This window comes from Bradyrhizobium sp. AZCC 1678, assembly GCF_036924765.1.
GTDB lineage: Bacteria > Pseudomonadota > Alphaproteobacteria > Rhizobiales > Xanthobacteraceae > Bradyrhizobium > Bradyrhizobium algeriense.
Genome location: NZ_JAZHSE010000001.1, coordinates 4,948,787 through 4,964,665, shown reverse-complemented (window position 1 = coordinate 4,964,665; position 15,879 = coordinate 4,948,787). Strand labels below are relative to the sequence as shown.

Below are 15,879 nucleotides of genomic sequence, written 5' to 3'. Positions count from 1 at the left end.
CTCCAGACCAAGTCAGAAATTCCGGATTGCCACGCGTGGACCATCGGGGGTCACGACGACGTTCTGCGTCGGCACGATCTGTTCGATCTGCGCGGTGCGCGCCGCCACCCTGCGCGCCTGCAGCCATTGCGGGAACCACATAGCGATGGCCGGGAAGATCAGCACCAGCGCCACGCAAGCGACCTGCAACACCATGAAGTCGGCCATGCCGCGATAGATCAGCCTCAGGTTCCATTCCTTGACGACCTGCTTGAGATAGTAGGCCGACATGGCGACTGGCGGAGACAGGAAGGCGGTTTGCAGCACGACCGCGACGATGCAGCCGAACCAGACCATGTCATAGCCGAGGCCCTTGGCCACGGGCGCCAGCATCGGCAGGAAGATGAAGACGATGGCCGGCCATTCGAATGGCCAGCCGAGCAGGAAGATCAGGGTCAGGAGCAAGGACATCGTGCCCCAGGGCGGCAGCGGCGAAGCGAGCAGGGCGTTGGTCATCCAGGTCGCCGTGCCGAGCCATGCGAACACGGCGCCGAACACGTTGGAGGCCACCGCGAGGAGCAGCACCATGCTGGTCGTTGCCAGCGTGGAGTAGCAGGCGTCCAGCAGGCCTTTCCATGAGAACCGGCCGTAGGCAATGACAAGGAGGATCGCCCCCAAGGCGCCGAACGCCGCCGCCTCCGCGGCCGTCGTGATTCCGGCGAGGATGGCGCCGAGTGTCACGATCGTCAGCACGGTCACCGGCACGAGACCGACCAGGCATTCCCACAGCACGATCCGCATCGAATCGGGCCGCTCCTCGATCGGCACCGGCGGGCCGAGCTTGGGATTGAAGTGGCAGCGGATCAGGGTGTAGGCGATGAACATCGCGGACAGCAGGAAGCCCGGGCCGAAGGCTGCCGCATAGAGATCGATGATCGAGATATCGAGCACCGGCGCCATCACCACCAGCATCACGGACGGCGGGATCAGGATGCCGAGCGTGCCTCCCGCGGCGATGGAGCCGGCCGACATCCGTACATCATAGCCCGAGCGTATCATCATCGGACCGGCCATGATGCCGAGCAGCGCGACGGTTGCGCCGACGGTTCCAGCAGCTATGCCGAACAAGGTCGCGGTGAGAATGACGACCACGTAGAGCGCGCCATTGATCGGCGCAAACAGGTCGCGGAACGCCCTGAACAGCCGCTCCATGAGTCCGGCCTGGTCGCAGATGAACCCCATCAGGATGAACATCGGCACCGCGACGAGTTCGTCCTGCTTCATCAGGCCGATGGTCTGCAGGTAGGCGAGGTTGAAGACGCGCTCGCCCATGCCGACGTAGCCGAACGACAGCGCCAGGAACAGCAGCGTGAAGCTGATCGGCAGGCCGATGAAGATCGCCCCCAGCATCACGAGGAGCATGACAAGTCCGAGGAGTTCGAGTCCCATCATATCTCGATCTTTTCCTTGTGCTCGAACTCGCGCCCGAACTGGACCTGGTACCAGCACTTCAGGACCTCGGACACGCCCTGGATCATGAGAAGAAGGGCAGCCAGTGGGACCGTTGCCCGGAAGGGCCACATGATCGCGCGCCACACGCTTTCCTGCGACCGTTCACCGGTGTCATAGGAGTGCAACGCATCGTCATAGCTGATCAGCATGAACGTGATCATGGCCGGATAGAAGAACAACAGATAGGAAATCAGGTCGACGATACCCTTCTTCCGCTCCGAGTAATTCTCCCAATAGATGTCGGTGCGAACATGCGCGCCCTTCAACAGCGCGTATCCCGATCCGAGCATGAAGGCCGCGCCGTTGACCATGAAGCTGGATTCGTAGACCCAAACGGTTGGCGCGCCGAACCCGTAACGCATGACGACCTCGTAGGAAATCGTCACCACCAGAAACAACATCGACAGGGCGATGAGTTTGCCGGTCACGTCAGTGAAGCGGTCGATCGCGCGTATGATCGAGTAAAAAGCGTGCGGGAATTCGCCGCCGGGATTGCTGGCGACCGAAGCACTGCTGGGGTCCGCGGACATGATCGCTCCTCTTCAGGCAGTGCTGGCGTCCGGCGGTTCGGACGCCAGCAGCTCCGTTACAGAGAGATCACTTCTTGGTCAGATAGATCTTGTTCTTCCAGTAGTACTCGCCGGCAAAATTGTACGGCGGGAACCAGGAGAGCTTGAACGGCACGATCTGTTCGGCGTAGGCCTTCTGGCTGTCGATGACTTTCCTGTAGAAGGGGTTCTTGGCCGCGTGCTCGGTCTGGATCTTCTCCCACTCGTCGAGGAAATTTTTCAGGATCTCGTCGGGCGTACGATGCATCTGCACGCCCATCTTGATCAGTTCCTGGCAAGCGTGCGCCGTCTCGCGGTTGAAGGCGAAGTTGCGCTGCGTCGTGGCGTAAACGCTCGCCACCTTGATGATCTCCTGCAGGTCCGGCGTGAGCTTCTTCCAGACGTCACCATTGATCATCAACTGGCCACCGGTGACCGGCTCGTGCATGCCCGGCGTGTAGTAGTGCTTGGCAACCTGGTGCAGGCCGAGTTTCTTGTCTTCCTCGCAGTTGATCCATTCGGCGCCCTCGATCACGCCGCGCTCCATCGCCGGCACGATCTCGCCACCGGGAATGGTGACGACCGACACGCCGAGCCGGCCGTAGGTTTCCGCACCGATGCCGTAGATCCGGTACTTCATGCCCTTGAGGTCGGCGAGGCTGTTGATCTCTTTCTTGAACCAGCCCATGCCCTGCGGGTAGTCCGTTGGGATCGGGAAGCCGACGACGTTCAGCTTGAGGACGTCGCGGTAGAACTCATCCAGCAGCTTCATGCCGCCGCCGTCATAGTACCAGGCCCAGTAGTCCGAGCCGTCCATGCCGTACAGCGGGCCATGCGACATCGGTATTGTCGCGGTGTTGCGGCCGAGGATGTAGCCGAACGGCCCCATGCCGACATCGAGAACGTTCTTGGAGGTGGCGTCGAACACCTCGAACGGCGGCACGATCGCTCCCGCCGGAAGCGTCTCGATCTTGAGGCGTCCGGCCGTCATCTTTTCGACGGTCTCCGCCCACAGCTTGAAGATGAGATGGAAGTTCGAGGATGCGGGGTGGGTCGACTGACCCTTCAGCACTAACGGCTTTTCAGTGGTTTGAGCGTGAACCGGCTGAGCAAAGATGGTGACGATTCCAAGAGTCACCGCTGCAAGCATAGTTGAAGCGTACCTCAACATGTCGTGGTCCTCCCGAATGATGATATGTATGTTTTTTTCTTTTCAGGGTGGAACCGCGCCTGCGTACTGTCAAGCGATCTCTGACCGAGGCAGGCTTCGGCGAGGCTGATTGTACGAAAGGATGACGCTCTAAGCGCTGCGCCGCCACGGTGTGACGGTGACATCATGCACTGCATCAAGCGTCCGCACGTCACCGGCACGTAGCCCATGCGCGGCGAGGATTTGCTGCGGCGTACGGGCAGGGACGCCGGGAAAGCAAGGCTCGCCGCCGGGCAGGCGAACATGCGGCGCGACCGAGAGCCAGAACACGTCGTAGCGGTCCATGAACATGCCGAACACGCCGGGACCGCCGATGATCGCAACAGTGCCATCACGCAGGCCTGCCTGCGCGCAGGCAGCTTCGAAGGTCGCACCCGCGGGATTCCACAGCGTGGCGTTCGGATTGGACGGATCGGGCGCAATCGCCTCGACCGTCCGCGTCAGGATGACGCGCCTGCGCCGCGGCGAGTTCGGCTGGTCCTCGTAGGAATTACGGCCGTGCAGGATCAGGTCGGCGCGGTCGAGGGCGGCGGTGAAAAACGCCTTGTCGCCCTCGAACTTCAACTCGTCAGGCATGACGTTGCCCGCGTCGGCCAGCATGCCGTCCGCCGAGACGATGACATAGCCTTCGATACGCAGCGCCGGCACAGGGGCGTGTCGCTTAGCGCTATTCCGAGATCGTCTGCACGACGCTGGACACCGGACGCGAACTCACGGTCGGCAGCTTCAGGTCCTTGACGATGTCTTCGTCATATTGGGCGATGGTCTGCACCGGCGTCTTGGCGCGCATCGCAACCACCTTGTAGCCGCCGGCCTTCAGCTTCTTCAGGAGCTCGGGCAGGGCTTCCGCGGTATGCTTCTGGAAGTCATGCATCAGGATGATGCCCTTACCGTTCTTTTCGACCTTGCGCATCACGTTGTCGATGATGGTTTGCGCCTTGCTCGCCTTGAAGTCGAAGGAATCGAGGTCGCAGGAGAAGATGCCGATGTTGCGGGCGCCGAGATAGGTCACCATCTCCGGCGGGTGTTGCAGTGCAGGGAAACGGAAAAACGGCGCCGGCGACTTGCCGCCGAGCGCCCATTTCACGGCGCTGAAGCCTTTTTCGATTTCATCCTTGCGCTGCTGCTCGTTCAGCTTCTTGTTGACGAGGGCGGCATGCGACCAGGTGTGCGACCCGATGGAGTGGCCGGCCGCCATCACCTGCTTGAGGATTTCGGGATAATAGGTGGCGTGCTTGCCGATCGGGAAGAAGATGCCGGTGGTGCATTCCTCCGCCAGCGCCTTCAGGACCGCAGGCGTGTTCACCGGCCACGGACCATCGTCAAACGTCAGAACCACTTCCTTGTCACGCAGGAAGTCGAGCTCCTTGAAATGCTCGAAGCCGAAACCGGGCCCGCCCGTGGTGTCGATCTCGACGGTGCGGCCGATGCCGAGCGCGTTGGGATTGTTGCAGGGCGGACGGGTCGAGACAGGCGCTGCCGCCGGAGCAGGGGCGGCGGCTGCCTGCGGGGCAGTGGGAGCGCCCTTAGCGGACGGCGTCTGTGCCCACGCCGCGCTTGATGCCAATAGCGAAACCGCGCCTGCAAAGATCGTCCCTGCCGCAATACGCATCTTGTTTTCCCTAAATTTGAATCCCGCACCCGGTCGCCGCGCTGCCGTCGTCCGGTCTGCCTCCATTCCCCGAAGCACATAGTAGCCTAGTTGGAGCAGCCGCGCCAACGCAACCGCTGCGGTTACGTCCAGCCGATTTGTCAGCGGACAGGTTAATTCAGGAAGCGGCCAGGGCCCGCGCGATGGCGGTCTTCACCCGTGTATCCACGGGGTTGACAGACTCCGGGAAGACGTCGGCGATGTAGCCGTCGCGGCCGATCAGGTATTTGTGGAAGTTCCAGCGGGGAACATCCTTCGGCCGCGCCTCCGCCGCCCATTTATAGAACGGATGCGCGTTCGGTCCCCTGACGACGGCCTTCGCGGCGATCGGAAAAGCGACGTGGTGGCTCTGCGCGGTCGCGGTGATCTCGGCCGCGCCGCCCGGTTCCTGGCCGCCGAAATCGTTGGATGGGACGCCGACAATCATCAGGCCGCGGTCGCCAAACTCGGTCCACAATTCCTGCAGCCCGCCATATTGCGGGGTGAAGCCACAGAGCGAAGCGGTGTTGACGATCAGGATCGGCCGGCCGGCAAATTCGGAAAGCCTGATATCGCCGCCGGCCAATCCCGGAAATGAAAATGCGTAAGCCGTGATCCGGCTCATGCCGGCCTGCGCCAGGGATTGCCTGTTCGAACTGACGGCTGCGATCGCGGCCAGCGCCGCTGATATCACGCTCCTGCGGTCCATCATGGAAAGCCTCGACAGCGGTTCAACTGACGAAGGATAGCGCAACGCGCGGGACGCTGCCGCTCAACAAGCCGTTATGGGAAACCATAGCGTTTTCGAGCGAAGTGGGTACCGGTTCGCGTAAAGAAAACGCGTCAGAAGAAGAGATTAGCGCAGCGGGACGATGAAGTCGGTGCCTTCGCCGGTTTCGCCGCCCTGGTTGATGCCGTGATCGGACACCACGATCGAGCTGCCGGTGGTCAGCACCTCGGCGATCCGCGCCATGGCTTCGGGAGCAACGGTGATGCGGTCCAGCGCCTCGGCGGGGCTGTTCGGCATCGGCAGCGGCCTGGCCTCGGCAAGCGATCCGCCGACCACCTTGCGGCGCCGTGCCGCGCGGTCGTCCTCGTCGGTCCGGGCCGCATTGCGGGCCGTGACCGGCAGCGAGACCACCGACCAGCGCAACAGGTTGGGATCCTTTTTGTCGGCCTCGGCGGTGAAGACATGCGTACCCAGCGGCCGGTCGCTCGGCGCGATGGTGATCGGAACGTCGAACTGCGGCTTGAAGTTCTCGCGGACGTACAGCTTGGAATCCTTGCGGCTCACGAATACCGCGATCTGGCCGGGACGCCTGGGCGGCTCGGCCTTGGCAGCCGCGCCGGGCGGCCGCGCCGTATCCTTCTTCACGTCGGGTGCAACCGCCGGCGTATCGGCGACCGACTTGACGGGCTCGGCGGGCCTTTCGGCTGCCTCGACCTTCGGCGTTTCAATCCTGGTGGGCTCCGTATTCGCAACCGCTGCCGTGGGAGCCTCGATTTTTGTTTCCGAACTGGCTTCGGCTTTCGCCTCGCTGGGCTCGTCCTCGGCCTTCACGCTCTCGCTTGCGGAGACTTCGGTCTTTGTGAGCGCGCTGGTATCGGCCGCGTTGGCTGCCGGCTCGGATTTCTGTGGGTCCGCTTTGGCTTCTGCGTTCGACGTATCGCTGGCAGGCTGGACTCCGGCTGCAGACGAGGTTGCATCTGATACGACGACATTGATTGCCGACATCGCGCCGCGGGCATCCGCCGTGTGGGTCTGTTCGCGCAACGGTGCCGCGTGACCGACGGTCGATCGGAGATCCAGGCCCGCCTCCGAATTCGCCAGCTTGTTCGCATGGCCAGCATCCGCGCCCTTGTCGCTCTTCACCGCGGGCGCGTCGTTCGCCGGATCGTTGGCGATGAGGGGTTGCGGCACGACCTTCTGCGCCACCAGCAATGGATGCGAGAAACTGGCAGGCGTGATCTGGCCGGGCGTGATGATGACGCGCGCGCCCATCCTGGTCCAGTTCCACATCTTCACGGCAAAGGCCGTCGGCATGCGGATGCAGCCGTGCGACGCCGGATAGCCGGGCAATACGCCGGCATGCATCGCAACGCCCGACCAGGTGATGCGCTGCATGTAAGGCATCGGCGCGCCGCTGTAGATGTTGGAGCGGTGCATCCTGTGCTTCTGGATGATGCTGAACACGCCCATCGGGGTCGAATGACCCTTCATGCCCGTCGAGACCGGGCTTTCGGCGAACAGGCCGTTGGCGTCGTAGACGCGGACCTTCTGCTGCTCGATCGACACCGCAATGATCAGCGGCCCCTGCGGCTTGGCGTTGGTTTCCTTGATCGCCGCCTCGGTCTTGGCGGAGGGGCGGCGGGCCTTCGGCTTGCGCGGCTGCGCCACCGGCGCCGGTCGGTAGTAGTTGGGATCGGAGTCCTGCCAGTGGAACAGGGCAGCAGCATCTGCCTGGTGAACGGCAACCAAGGTGCCGGCCGCCGTCAACATCGCCAGTTGCCAAAATCGCCGTCTGCAAAATCGCCGTTTTGAATTAGCTGCGCCCGCAATACCCGCACTGAAAACTCGATGCCCGCTCACGCGCTTGATCCTCAAATCCGGTTACTCGAATCCACTCTTCCGATAATTATTTGTTGTTGCAGAGGCAAAACGCGTTCACCAGCGTAGGCCTTCTAATTTCAGCGATTTTCGCCCCGATCGTAGCAAAAAAGCCTCACAATCCGTTAAACGGCGGTCGGTTGGGCACCTCCGGGCGGCGGCCTTCCTGTGCGGCTTTCCGGCCACTACATAGGCGGCGAGCCCTTCAGCGGAGATATCAATGACATCCAAGGCCATCGTTAAGTGGAACAAGAAGTGGAGAAGTCTGGCCTTGGGGATGTTGGCGCTGTTGCTTTGGCAGGCCGGCCCGGCGTCGGCCGCCGACGAGCCCGACCTGATTTTTCGCCGCTCGACCGTGTTCAAGTGGCTGAGCCCGAACGACAAGCTCGCGACCTACGCGGTCGACGACCCCGAGGTCGATGGCGTAGCCTGTCACTTCACGGTGCCGGAAAAGGGCGGCTTCAAGGGCTGGCTCGGCCTTGCCGAGGAGGTCTCGGACATTTCGCTGGCGTGCCGCCAGATTGCCCCGATCCACTTCAAGCACAAGCTTGAGCAGGGCGACGACATGTTCCGGCAGCGCCGCTCGCTGTTCTTCAAGAAGATGCAGATCGTTCGCGGCTGCGACGCCAAGCGCAACGTGCTGGTCTATATGGTCTATTCGGACAGGCTGATCGAGGGTTCCCCCAAAAACTCGACATCCTCGGTGCCGATCATGCCCTGGGGGGCCGCCGACGCCGCGGTTCAGAAATGCGGTGAATTCATCCAGTAAGTCCGATGCCAGCCAAGATCCCGGGTCCGAGATCGGATCCGGGATGAAGGCTTCGGGCTTACCGTTTGACCGGATTGGAATATTGGCGGCCCTCCGGGCCGGGCTCGGCCTTGCGGTCGCGACAACCGACCAGCTGCACGAGTTTTTGCGGCGCCGAAACATTGCCGCGAAATTCGCTGCCTTGCTGCGACATCGCGCCACAAAGGCTCACAGGATGCTCTGAGGTTTTTCCTTCCGAGGTCTTTCCCTGGCGCTCCACCGGCTGGCCGGGTTTGCGGGTCGGGGTTGCACTGCCAACATCGATGTTGCCATTACCCACGACGGCTATCCTTTGTTGAGGAAGGGGTCACAACGCACAAGCACACGGAAAGTTGCACGGCGTTGAGTCGGCCGGACTGGGGCTTGGGTTCATCCGATCGGCCGGTGAACGAGGCCGTCCTCGTCCATGCGAGGAGGGCCAAAGCGGCTTCGATGGCGGGCTTCCAGTGTTCAGCCTGATCCTCTCAAGTGCGAGCGTCGCGGCTGAATTCATTGAATTTTTCCGGCCATTGTTTCGTCCGATCGAGCCGACGAAACAATTCTCCTGTGCGACGAAACCATTTTCCGTTTTTGGCGCAGATGTCCGGAAACAGCCGATGGTTATCACCTGGCCAACGAGACGGCGGGCACTGCCGGCCACCGACTACCGGAGACAGTCAGATGCGGACCACCAGCTTCATCCTCGCCTTCGCCTTCATCCTGGCTGGTCCCTCGATGGCTGGTTCTTCCGACCAGCAACTGCCGGGTGTCGGTACCTTCGCCTATCATGGCTCGCCGGTTGCGACGCCTGCGTCCCAACCGATGGTCGTGGCCGCCAACTGAGCGTGGCGGAACTTTTGCAAAAGCAGTCCTTTTGCAAAAGGTCGCCGATAGCAAAAAAGATCGCCGGTAAAAGGCCCTACATGTTCGTACGCACCTGCTCCGCTGTAATTCTGTCGTTGTTCCTTCTCAGCGGCTCGGCTCAAGCTCAAGTCCAGCTCCAGTTTCAGCCGCCACAGACTTCGTTCCGCTCCCTGTTCAAGGTGCCCGATCCGCGCGGCGAGTTCGTGCGGCTTTGCGCGCCGCATATGGTTGGACGCTGGGCACATCCCGAAAGCGTTTGCGGCTGCCTGCACGACTATGCCGCCGCGACCGTGGAAGATGCCGACCTGCGCGAAGCGCTGCTGCGCGGCATCAGCGAGACCGGGGTGCCGACGATCGAGACCGCGTGGGTGCCGGCGTCGAAGCAGTCCGAAATCGGCCCGACCTTCACCAAGATCGCCAAGCCGACATTGCAATGCATGTTCGAGCCGGCAACGAACCAGTAAGGCTGGCGCGGCTTAGCTCCACCTCCCCACAGGCCTGACACACCGGTCACGGCCATTGTAAGCAATGGACCGGCTGACGATCTGCGCGACGCGCTGTGGCGCGAGTCGTCGGCTGATACGGAAGCTGGTAGGATAGGTTCGGCCTCGGGACAGGCCGCATAAAGGAGCTGCCATGCGATCGCTTGTTATCGCCCTCGTCGGCGCGTTGTCGTTCTCGGTATCTCCGGCCTTCGCCGCTGACGCAGCGACACAGGAAGCCAACAAGAAGACCGTGCTCGAATTCTACGAGGCCGGCCTCAACAAGAAGGACTTTGACGCCGCCGCGAAGTTCTTCGGACCACACTACATCCAGCACAACCCGACGGCCCCGGATGGCATCGAAGGCTTCAAGGCCTTCCTCGGCTTCCTGCGCGAAAAATTTCCAGACTCCCGCAGCGAGATCAAGCGTGCCTTTGCGGACGGCGACTACGTGATCGTGCACGTTCACAGCGTGCGCGAGAAGGGCACGCGCGGCCGCGCCATCGTCGACATTTTCAGGCTCGAGAACGGCAAGATTGTCGAACACTGGGACGTCGTGCAGGAGATTCCGGAGAAGGCCGCCAATACCAACGGCATGTTCTAGCGCGCCTTCGTTCTCACGTTCGCTATCGTGCCACCACTATCGCTTCTTCGTTCCCAGCCGCTGAATGCATTTGCGGGTGCGTAGCACGCCTGAAGTCGTCATCTGCGAGCCCTGGACTTCCTTGATTTGTCCTGCCGGGCACGATCCGTCGTCGACGAGGACGCGCTGACCGAGTCGCAGGTCGATAATGTCCTGCTCGCGCGAGGCTACCTGCGCGACGGCGGGACTCGCAAGGAGCCACAGCGCGACGCCCGCGGGGAGGGCAAGCGATCGGGCAGCTTTTGTCGTCATCATTCCGGCCTCGCTCACTTGGTCTTGATCTTCAGCCCATCGGGCCCGACATTGATCTGCAGGCCTTCGGGTTCCTGCTTGGCTTTGTAGAGATTGTAGCTGAGCACGCCGACCGCGACGATCAACACGCTGACGACGAGATACAGAACGTTGCGATTGCCGGGCATCCGGTGTTTCCGCCGTGATATTGAATCAGGCGTCGAGCTTAGTGACGCGGCGGCGATTCTGATAGGGCGACGGCCGACGCCTGCGGTCAGGTCGCGGCCTTCGGCCGTTTGACCTTGCCGGTTCCACGCTTGTTCGGCTTGCGACTTATTTGAAAGGCAGCAAGCGATGACTTCGCCAGCCGTTCGGCCGACGCGATCAGTTGCGGCAGGGGATGGCCGGCAAAGCCGAGGACGAAACCTGGAAGGGGACGCGCACGAAAATAGGTTTCCGCCAGCAGCCAGCCCGCGACGCCGGCCTCCGTCTTTGCCTTGGCGGCCACCAGTGGATCGGTCGATGGATCGAACCGCGCGACCAGATGCAGGCCCTGCGAGGGCACCGGCACCGTGAGAAGCCCGTCCGATGCCGCCGACAAGGTTGAAGCCAGGACGTCACGCGCTTCGCGATAGATCCCGCGGACCTTGCGCAGATTTGCCGCGAACGCGCCGGAATTGAGCATGTCCGCCACCGCGCCCTCCAGCAGCGTGCCCGGAAAGCGGTCGAGCGCGGCGCGGGCCGTCGTCACCGGCCCGACCAGCCGCTCCGGCAGCGCGCAGTAGCCGATGCGCAATCCGGGAAACAGCGTCTTTGCAAACGTGCCCATATAGATGACGCGCGAGAGATGATCGATGCCGGCGAGCGACAGCAATGGCGCACCGTCGTATCGAAACTCGCTGTCGTAATCGTCCTCGATCACGAAGGCGCTCGTCTCCCTTGCCCAGTCGAGCAGTTCCAGCCGCCGCGGCATCGACATCTGCACGCCGAGCGGAAACTGGTGCGATGGTGTCACATAGGCCGCGCCCGCCGATGGCGCCAGCGCCCGGCCTTTGGCCACGATCATGCCTGATGCATCGACTGGGACAGCGACGGGGCGCAGGCCGCAATGCCCGATCGCTCTTCGCGCGGCGGGATAGCCGGGATCCTCGCACCAGATTTGATCGCCGGGCTTGAGGATTGCGCCCAGCACGATCCGCAAGGCGTGCTGCGTTCCCGACGCCAGCATGATCTGGTCCGGATCGCAGCGCAGCCCTCGCGCCGCCAACAAATGATCGGCAATCGCGGCGCGCAGTTCGCGGCTGCCCCTGGGGTCGCCGTATTGCAGGTGCTCGTTGCCGAAGGCGCGCATGCGCCGGCCGGCAAACGACCTGAAGCGCTGCAGCGCCCTTTCATCGATATGCGTGCAGCCCAGCGCGAGCGCGCCTTGCTGCGGCGCCTCGACCGCGATCCTGGTCTTGCGTGCGTCGTTGACGCGGGCGGGAATGCGCGCGGCGACGAACGTGCCGGAGCCTGTGGTGGCTACCGCAAAGCCGTCCGCGATCAGCCGCTCATAGGCCGAGGTGACGGCGTTGCGGCGAAAGCCGGTCTGCTTTGCCAGCGTTCGCTGCGGCGGCAGCGGCTCGCCCGGTTTGGCGATCCCGCCTGTGATGGCGTGGCAGAGCGCCTGGTAGAGCCGGTGCTGCGAGGAGGCGTCTTGCGTTACATGGGGCCCGTCAAGGTCGAGCGGAAGCTCGGCCTTGCGCCGGGTCGCCGGAGAATTGGTCGGAATTTTTCGCATGGAATTGGCACTATCGCAGACCAAATTCGCCGGTACAACTTCTTCGACTGGGCCAATCCCGAGAGGAGCTGACGTGATAACCGAAGGCGAGACCACCACTTCCTACCCGTTGTCACCACGCAACCGGGTCAAGCGCCTGCACGAGCGCGGCTCTTACGACAAAGCGACGATTCACGGCCTGCTCGATGCCTCGATGCTCTGCCACGTTTCCTACGTGGTCGACGGCCAACCCTACTGCACGCCAACATTCTTCTGGCGGGAGGAAAACAATCTGTACTGGCACGGCAGCAGCGCCAGCCGCATGTTGCGGAACCAGTCCGACGGCCAGAGGGCGTGTCTCACCGTCGCCCATCTCGACAGCCTGGTGCTGGCCAGATGCGGCTTCAATCATTCGGCGGATTACCGTGCGGTGATGGCGTTCGGCACTGCCTACCTCGTCACCGATGCGGCCGAGAAGGAGCGTGCGCTGGTCGCGATGGTCGACCGCTTCTTCCCCGATCGGACCGCGACCTTAAGACAAAGCACGGTGCAGGAGATCAAGGCGACGTCGGTGATAGCGATGGAAATCGAGCAGGCGTCCGCCAAGATCAGGTCGAAGGGGGTCGCCGACGACGACGAGGACTACGAGCTGCCGATCTATGCCGAGCGCATTCCGGTGCGTACCGTGCTGGGCGCGCCCGAACCGTGCCCGCGGCTGCTCGACGGCGTCGAGCGCCCGGCGTCGCTGCGCGGCTATTCGGAAGGCCGCCTGCTCGAAGATGCATTGCGGGATGCGCATTTTGCGCATTACGCCGGCGGCTGAGATCGGGGTAGGGTGCGCGCTCCCGATCTCTTTGAATTCTCGACTGGAGCCGCCGCATGACGACTGATACGCAACAAAAAATCCTCGACGCCGTTGACGCCGGCTTTGATGCGCAACTGGCGACGACAAGGGATTTCGTTGCTATCCCCTCGACCCGCGGCGCCGAAGGGCCGTGCCAGGACATGATCGGCGATCTCCTGCGCCAGCGCGGCTATGAGGTCGACGACTGGCATATCGACGTCGGGGATTTGAAGGATCTGCGCGGCTTCGGTCCGATCGAGCATGATTTCTCCAGGGCGCGCTCGGTTGTCGGCACCTACCGGCCGGCGAACAATGCCGGCAAATCGCTGATCCTGCAGGGCCACTGCGACGTCGTTCCGACAGGCCCCCTCGACATGTGGGAGACGCCGCCGTTCTCGCCGGTCGTCAAGGACGGCAGGATGTACGGCCGCGGCGCCTGCGACATGAAATCCGGCACCATCGGCGCGCTCTATGCGCTGGATGCGATCAAGGCCGCAGGGCTGAAGCCGACCGGGCGCATTCACTTCCAGTCGGTGATCGAAGAAGAATCTACCGGCGTCGGCGCGCTCTCGACCTTGCAGCGCGGCTACCGCGCGGACGCCTGCTTCATCCCGGAGCCGACCGGCGAGACCATGGTGCGCTCGCAGGTCGGCGTGATCTGGTTTCGCCTGAAAGTGCGCGGTTTCCCCGTGCATGTGTTCGAGGCCGGCGCAGGCGCCAACGCCATCATGGCGGCCTATCATCTGATTCATTCGCTACAGAAGCTCGAAGAAGAGTGGAACGAGCGCGCTAAGGCGGATCGCCATTTCAACGCGGTCGCCCATCCGCTCAACTTCAACCCCGGCATCATCAAGGGTGGCGACTGGGCGTCGAGCGTGCCCGCCTGGTGCGACGTCGATTGCCGGATCGCGGTGCTGCCGGGTTGGTCGATTGCGGAATGCCAGAAGGAGATTTTGGCCTGCGTGTCGGCGGCCGCGCGCGATCATCGTTTCTTGTCCAACAATCCGCCCCAGGTGGAATGGTCGGGCTTCCTGTCGGAGGGTTATGAGCTGACGAATTCCGCCGCGCCGGAAGCCGCATTCGCAAAAGCGTTTGGCACCGTCTACGGCGGCACGGTGCCGGACCGTGCCTTCACCGCGCTGACCGATACCCGGTTCTACGGGTTGAACTACAACATCCCGAGCCTGTGCTTCGGCGCGACGGGTGCGGCGATGCACGGCTTCAACGAATATGTCGAACTGGAGTCGCTGCGGAAATCGACAAAGGCGATCGCGCTGTTCATCGCGGAATGGTGCGGGGTGGAGAGGGTGTGAGCGAGCCGCCGGCCTCACCCCGTCATTGCCTGCGACAAACGCGAAGCGTTTGCGCAAGGGAGCGAAGCGACGAAGCAATCCATGCTTCAGCGTGCGCGGAGCGATGGATTGCTTCGCTTCGCTCGCAATGACGGCTGAGAGTTCAGGACTGGCCGGGCCACAACGCCTTCACGATCGCATCCAGCCCGTCCGTCAGCGCCGCTGGCCCCGGCTGCAGGATGATCGTCGACTTGATCTCGACGATGCGGTTGTTCTTCACCGCCGGGATATCTCCCCAGCCCGGACGCTGCCGGATGCGATCCGGCACGACCTTCTTGCCGCACCAGGAGGCGAGGATCACATCGGGGGCGGCCTCGCGCACCACATCAGGCGCAATGATCCGGTCTTTGGCCGCCTGCTGAAACCGCAGCTTTGGCAACGCGTCCTCGCCACCGGCGATCTCGATCAGTTCGGATACCCAGCCGATGCCGGAGATCAGCGGATCGTCCCACTCCTCGAAATAGACTTTTGGCTTGGGCGATGGCCGGGGCGTCGCGGCGATCCGCGCAAGACGCTGTTCAAGATCACTAGCAAGTTGATCGGCACGTTCCGCTGCCCCGACAATGGCGCCAAGCGTGCGGATCATCGCGAAAATGCCCGCGATGTCGCGCTGGTTGAAGACGTGGATGGCGACGCCCGCGCGCACCAGGTCGGCAACGATATTCGCCTGCAGGTCGGAGAAGGCCAGCACGAGATCCGGCTCCAGCGCCAGAATCTTCGGAATGTCCGCGGAGATGAAGGCGGAAACCCGCGGCTTTTCGCGGCGCATTCCCGGCGGCCTCACCGCATAGCCGGAGACGCCGACGATGCGGTCCTGCTCGCCGAGCAGGTACAGCGTCTCGACGGTCTCTTCGGTGAGGCAAACGATCCGGCGGGGTGGGAACTGGCGCATACGGACGATATGCCGAATTAACAGGGCATTGTCACGGCAGCCATTACCTCGGAAGTCATTGCCTGGCTTACGTGCGCCGTCCATGCTTCGATCGGGATCGATGGAAGTACCTTGCAAGAAACGGGAGGACTGCCGGAACATGTCGCTGCTCGACAAAGTCAATGCGATGAAGATGCCGTTCGCGGAGCTGAAGGGCGTGAAATTCACTGAAGTCGAAAAGGATCGCGTGGTCGCGCGTATGCTGGTGCGGCCCGATCTCTGTACGCTGCGCAACACGATTCACGGCGGCGCGGTGATGGCGTTCGCGGATTCGGTTGGCGCTGCGGCGACCGTCATCAACCTGCCTGAGGACGCCAAGGGCACCACGACGATCGAGAGCAAGACCAACTTCATCGGCGGCGCCAAGGAGGGGCAGACGGTGATCGCCACTGCAACCCCGGTGCATCGGGGGCGCCGCACCCAGGTCTGGCAGACCCGGCTGGAGACCGAGGACGGCAAGCTGGTAGCGGTCGTCACGCAAACGCAGATGGTGCTGTAG

19 protein-coding genes are annotated in these 15,879 nt (G+C 62.9%); 7 read left to right on the top strand and 12 right to left on the bottom strand.

Going from position 1 to position 15,879, the window contains the following annotated elements:
* Window positions 1–12: 12 nt before the first annotated feature.
* The 7 genes from V1294_RS23610 to V1294_RS23580 form a co-directional block, all read right to left on the bottom strand.
* The gene (locus V1294_RS23610) at window positions 13–1,428 is read right to left on the bottom strand and encodes a TRAP transporter large permease (RefSeq protein ID WP_334480221.1); all 1,416 of its coding nucleotides are present in this window, start codon (window positions 1,426–1,428) and stop codon (window positions 13–15) included.
* Window positions 1,428–2,021, bottom strand: coding sequence for a TRAP transporter small permease subunit (locus tag V1294_RS23605; RefSeq protein ID WP_334500477.1), 594 nt, complete (start codon window positions 2,019–2,021; stop codon window positions 1,428–1,430). The genes V1294_RS23610 and V1294_RS23605 overlap by 1 nt, the downstream gene beginning before the upstream one ends.
* A gap of 67 nt (window positions 2,022–2,088) precedes the next feature.
* Window positions 2,089–3,111, bottom strand: a complete 1,023-nt coding sequence (locus tag V1294_RS23600) for a TRAP transporter substrate-binding protein (protein ID WP_334480223.1) — start codon at window positions 3,109–3,111, stop codon at window positions 2,089–2,091.
* 228 nt (window positions 3,112–3,339) lie between these two features.
* Window positions 3,340–3,849, bottom strand: a complete 510-nt coding sequence (locus tag V1294_RS23595; RefSeq protein WP_334504785.1) for a dihydrofolate reductase — start codon at window positions 3,847–3,849, stop codon at window positions 3,340–3,342.
* 67 nt (window positions 3,850–3,916) lie between these two features.
* Window positions 3,917–4,861 carry a polysaccharide deacetylase family protein gene (locus tag V1294_RS23590; RefSeq protein ID WP_334500475.1) on the bottom strand — a complete coding sequence of 315 codons (945 nt, stop codon included), beginning with the start codon at window positions 4,859–4,861 and terminating at the stop codon, window positions 3,917–3,919.
* A gap of 157 nt (window positions 4,862–5,018) precedes the next feature.
* Complete coding sequence (locus V1294_RS23585) at window positions 5,019–5,591, bottom strand: glutathione peroxidase (RefSeq protein ID WP_334500473.1); 573 nt, start codon at window positions 5,589–5,591, stop codon at window positions 5,019–5,021.
* A gap of 144 nt (window positions 5,592–5,735) precedes the next feature.
* Window positions 5,736–7,379 carry a L,D-transpeptidase family protein gene (locus V1294_RS23580; protein ID WP_334500471.1) on the bottom strand — a complete coding sequence of 548 codons (1,644 nt, stop codon included), beginning with the start codon at window positions 7,377–7,379 and terminating at the stop codon, window positions 5,736–5,738.
* Window positions 7,380–7,707: 328 nt separating this feature from the next.
* On the opposite strand from V1294_RS23580, the gene V1294_RS23575 reads away from it, so the two are divergent.
* A complete protein-coding gene (locus V1294_RS23575) occupies window positions 7,708–8,256 on the top strand; it encodes a CreA family protein (RefSeq protein WP_442895377.1) in 549 nt (182 codons plus the stop codon).
* Window positions 8,257–8,314: 58 nt separating this feature from the next.
* Here V1294_RS23575 and V1294_RS23570 read toward each other — a convergent pair whose 3' ends face one another.
* Window positions 8,315–8,575, bottom strand: a complete 261-nt coding sequence (locus V1294_RS23570) for a hypothetical protein (RefSeq protein WP_334500469.1) — start codon at window positions 8,573–8,575, stop codon at window positions 8,315–8,317.
* A gap of 380 nt (window positions 8,576–8,955) precedes the next feature.
* Between V1294_RS23570 and V1294_RS23565 the strand changes: the two genes are divergently transcribed.
* The 3 genes from V1294_RS23565 (at window position 8,956) to V1294_RS23555 (ending at window position 10,224) form a co-directional block, all read left to right on the top strand.
* Window positions 8,956–9,117: a hypothetical protein gene (locus V1294_RS23565; RefSeq protein ID WP_334480231.1), complete on the top strand. Its 162-nt coding sequence runs from the start codon at window positions 8,956–8,958 to the stop codon at window positions 9,115–9,117.
* 80 nt (window positions 9,118–9,197) lie between these two features.
* Window positions 9,198–9,602, top strand: coding sequence for a hypothetical protein (locus V1294_RS23560; RefSeq protein WP_334500467.1), 405 nt, complete (start codon window positions 9,198–9,200; stop codon window positions 9,600–9,602).
* Between the two features lie 172 nt (window positions 9,603–9,774).
* Window positions 9,775–10,224 carry a nuclear transport factor 2 family protein gene (locus tag V1294_RS23555; protein ID WP_334500465.1) on the top strand — a complete coding sequence of 150 codons (450 nt, stop codon included), beginning with the start codon at window positions 9,775–9,777 and terminating at the stop codon, window positions 10,222–10,224.
* Between the two features lie 36 nt (window positions 10,225–10,260).
* Here V1294_RS23555 and V1294_RS23550 read toward each other — a convergent pair whose 3' ends face one another.
* From V1294_RS23550 to pdxR, 3 genes are all read right to left on the bottom strand, one after another.
* Window positions 10,261–10,518 carry a DUF6719 family protein gene (locus V1294_RS23550; RefSeq protein WP_334480234.1) on the bottom strand — a complete coding sequence of 86 codons (258 nt, stop codon included), beginning with the start codon at window positions 10,516–10,518 and terminating at the stop codon, window positions 10,261–10,263.
* Window positions 10,519–10,529: 11 nt separating this feature from the next.
* Window positions 10,530–10,682 (bottom strand): hypothetical protein, encoded by a 153-nt coding sequence (locus V1294_RS23545; RefSeq protein ID WP_334500463.1) that lies wholly within the window; start codon window positions 10,680–10,682, stop codon window positions 10,530–10,532.
* 86 nt (window positions 10,683–10,768) lie between these two features.
* Window positions 10,769–12,274 carry a MocR-like pyridoxine biosynthesis transcription factor PdxR gene (gene pdxR, locus V1294_RS23540; protein WP_334500461.1) on the bottom strand — a complete coding sequence of 502 codons (1,506 nt, stop codon included), beginning with the start codon at window positions 12,272–12,274 and terminating at the stop codon, window positions 10,769–10,771.
* 76 nt (window positions 12,275–12,350) lie between these two features.
* On the opposite strand from pdxR, the gene V1294_RS23535 reads away from it, so the two are divergent.
* Window positions 12,351–13,076 (top strand): pyridoxamine 5'-phosphate oxidase family protein, encoded by a 726-nt coding sequence (locus tag V1294_RS23535; RefSeq protein ID WP_334489657.1) that lies wholly within the window; start codon window positions 12,351–12,353, stop codon window positions 13,074–13,076.
* 56 nt (window positions 13,077–13,132) lie between these two features.
* Complete coding sequence (locus V1294_RS23530) at window positions 13,133–14,410, top strand: ArgE/DapE family deacylase (RefSeq protein ID WP_334500459.1); 1,278 nt, start codon at window positions 13,133–13,135, stop codon at window positions 14,408–14,410.
* A 142-nt stretch (window positions 14,411–14,552) separates the two neighbouring features.
* On the opposite strand, the gene V1294_RS23525 is transcribed toward V1294_RS23530, so the two are convergent.
* Window positions 14,553–15,341, bottom strand: coding sequence for a cobalamin-binding protein (locus tag V1294_RS23525; RefSeq protein ID WP_334500457.1), 789 nt, complete (start codon window positions 15,339–15,341; stop codon window positions 14,553–14,555).
* A 139-nt stretch (window positions 15,342–15,480) separates the two neighbouring features.
* On the opposite strand from V1294_RS23525, the gene V1294_RS23520 reads away from it, so the two are divergent.
* Window positions 15,481–15,879, top strand: a complete 399-nt coding sequence (locus V1294_RS23520) for a PaaI family thioesterase (RefSeq protein ID WP_334480241.1) — start codon at window positions 15,481–15,483, stop codon at window positions 15,877–15,879.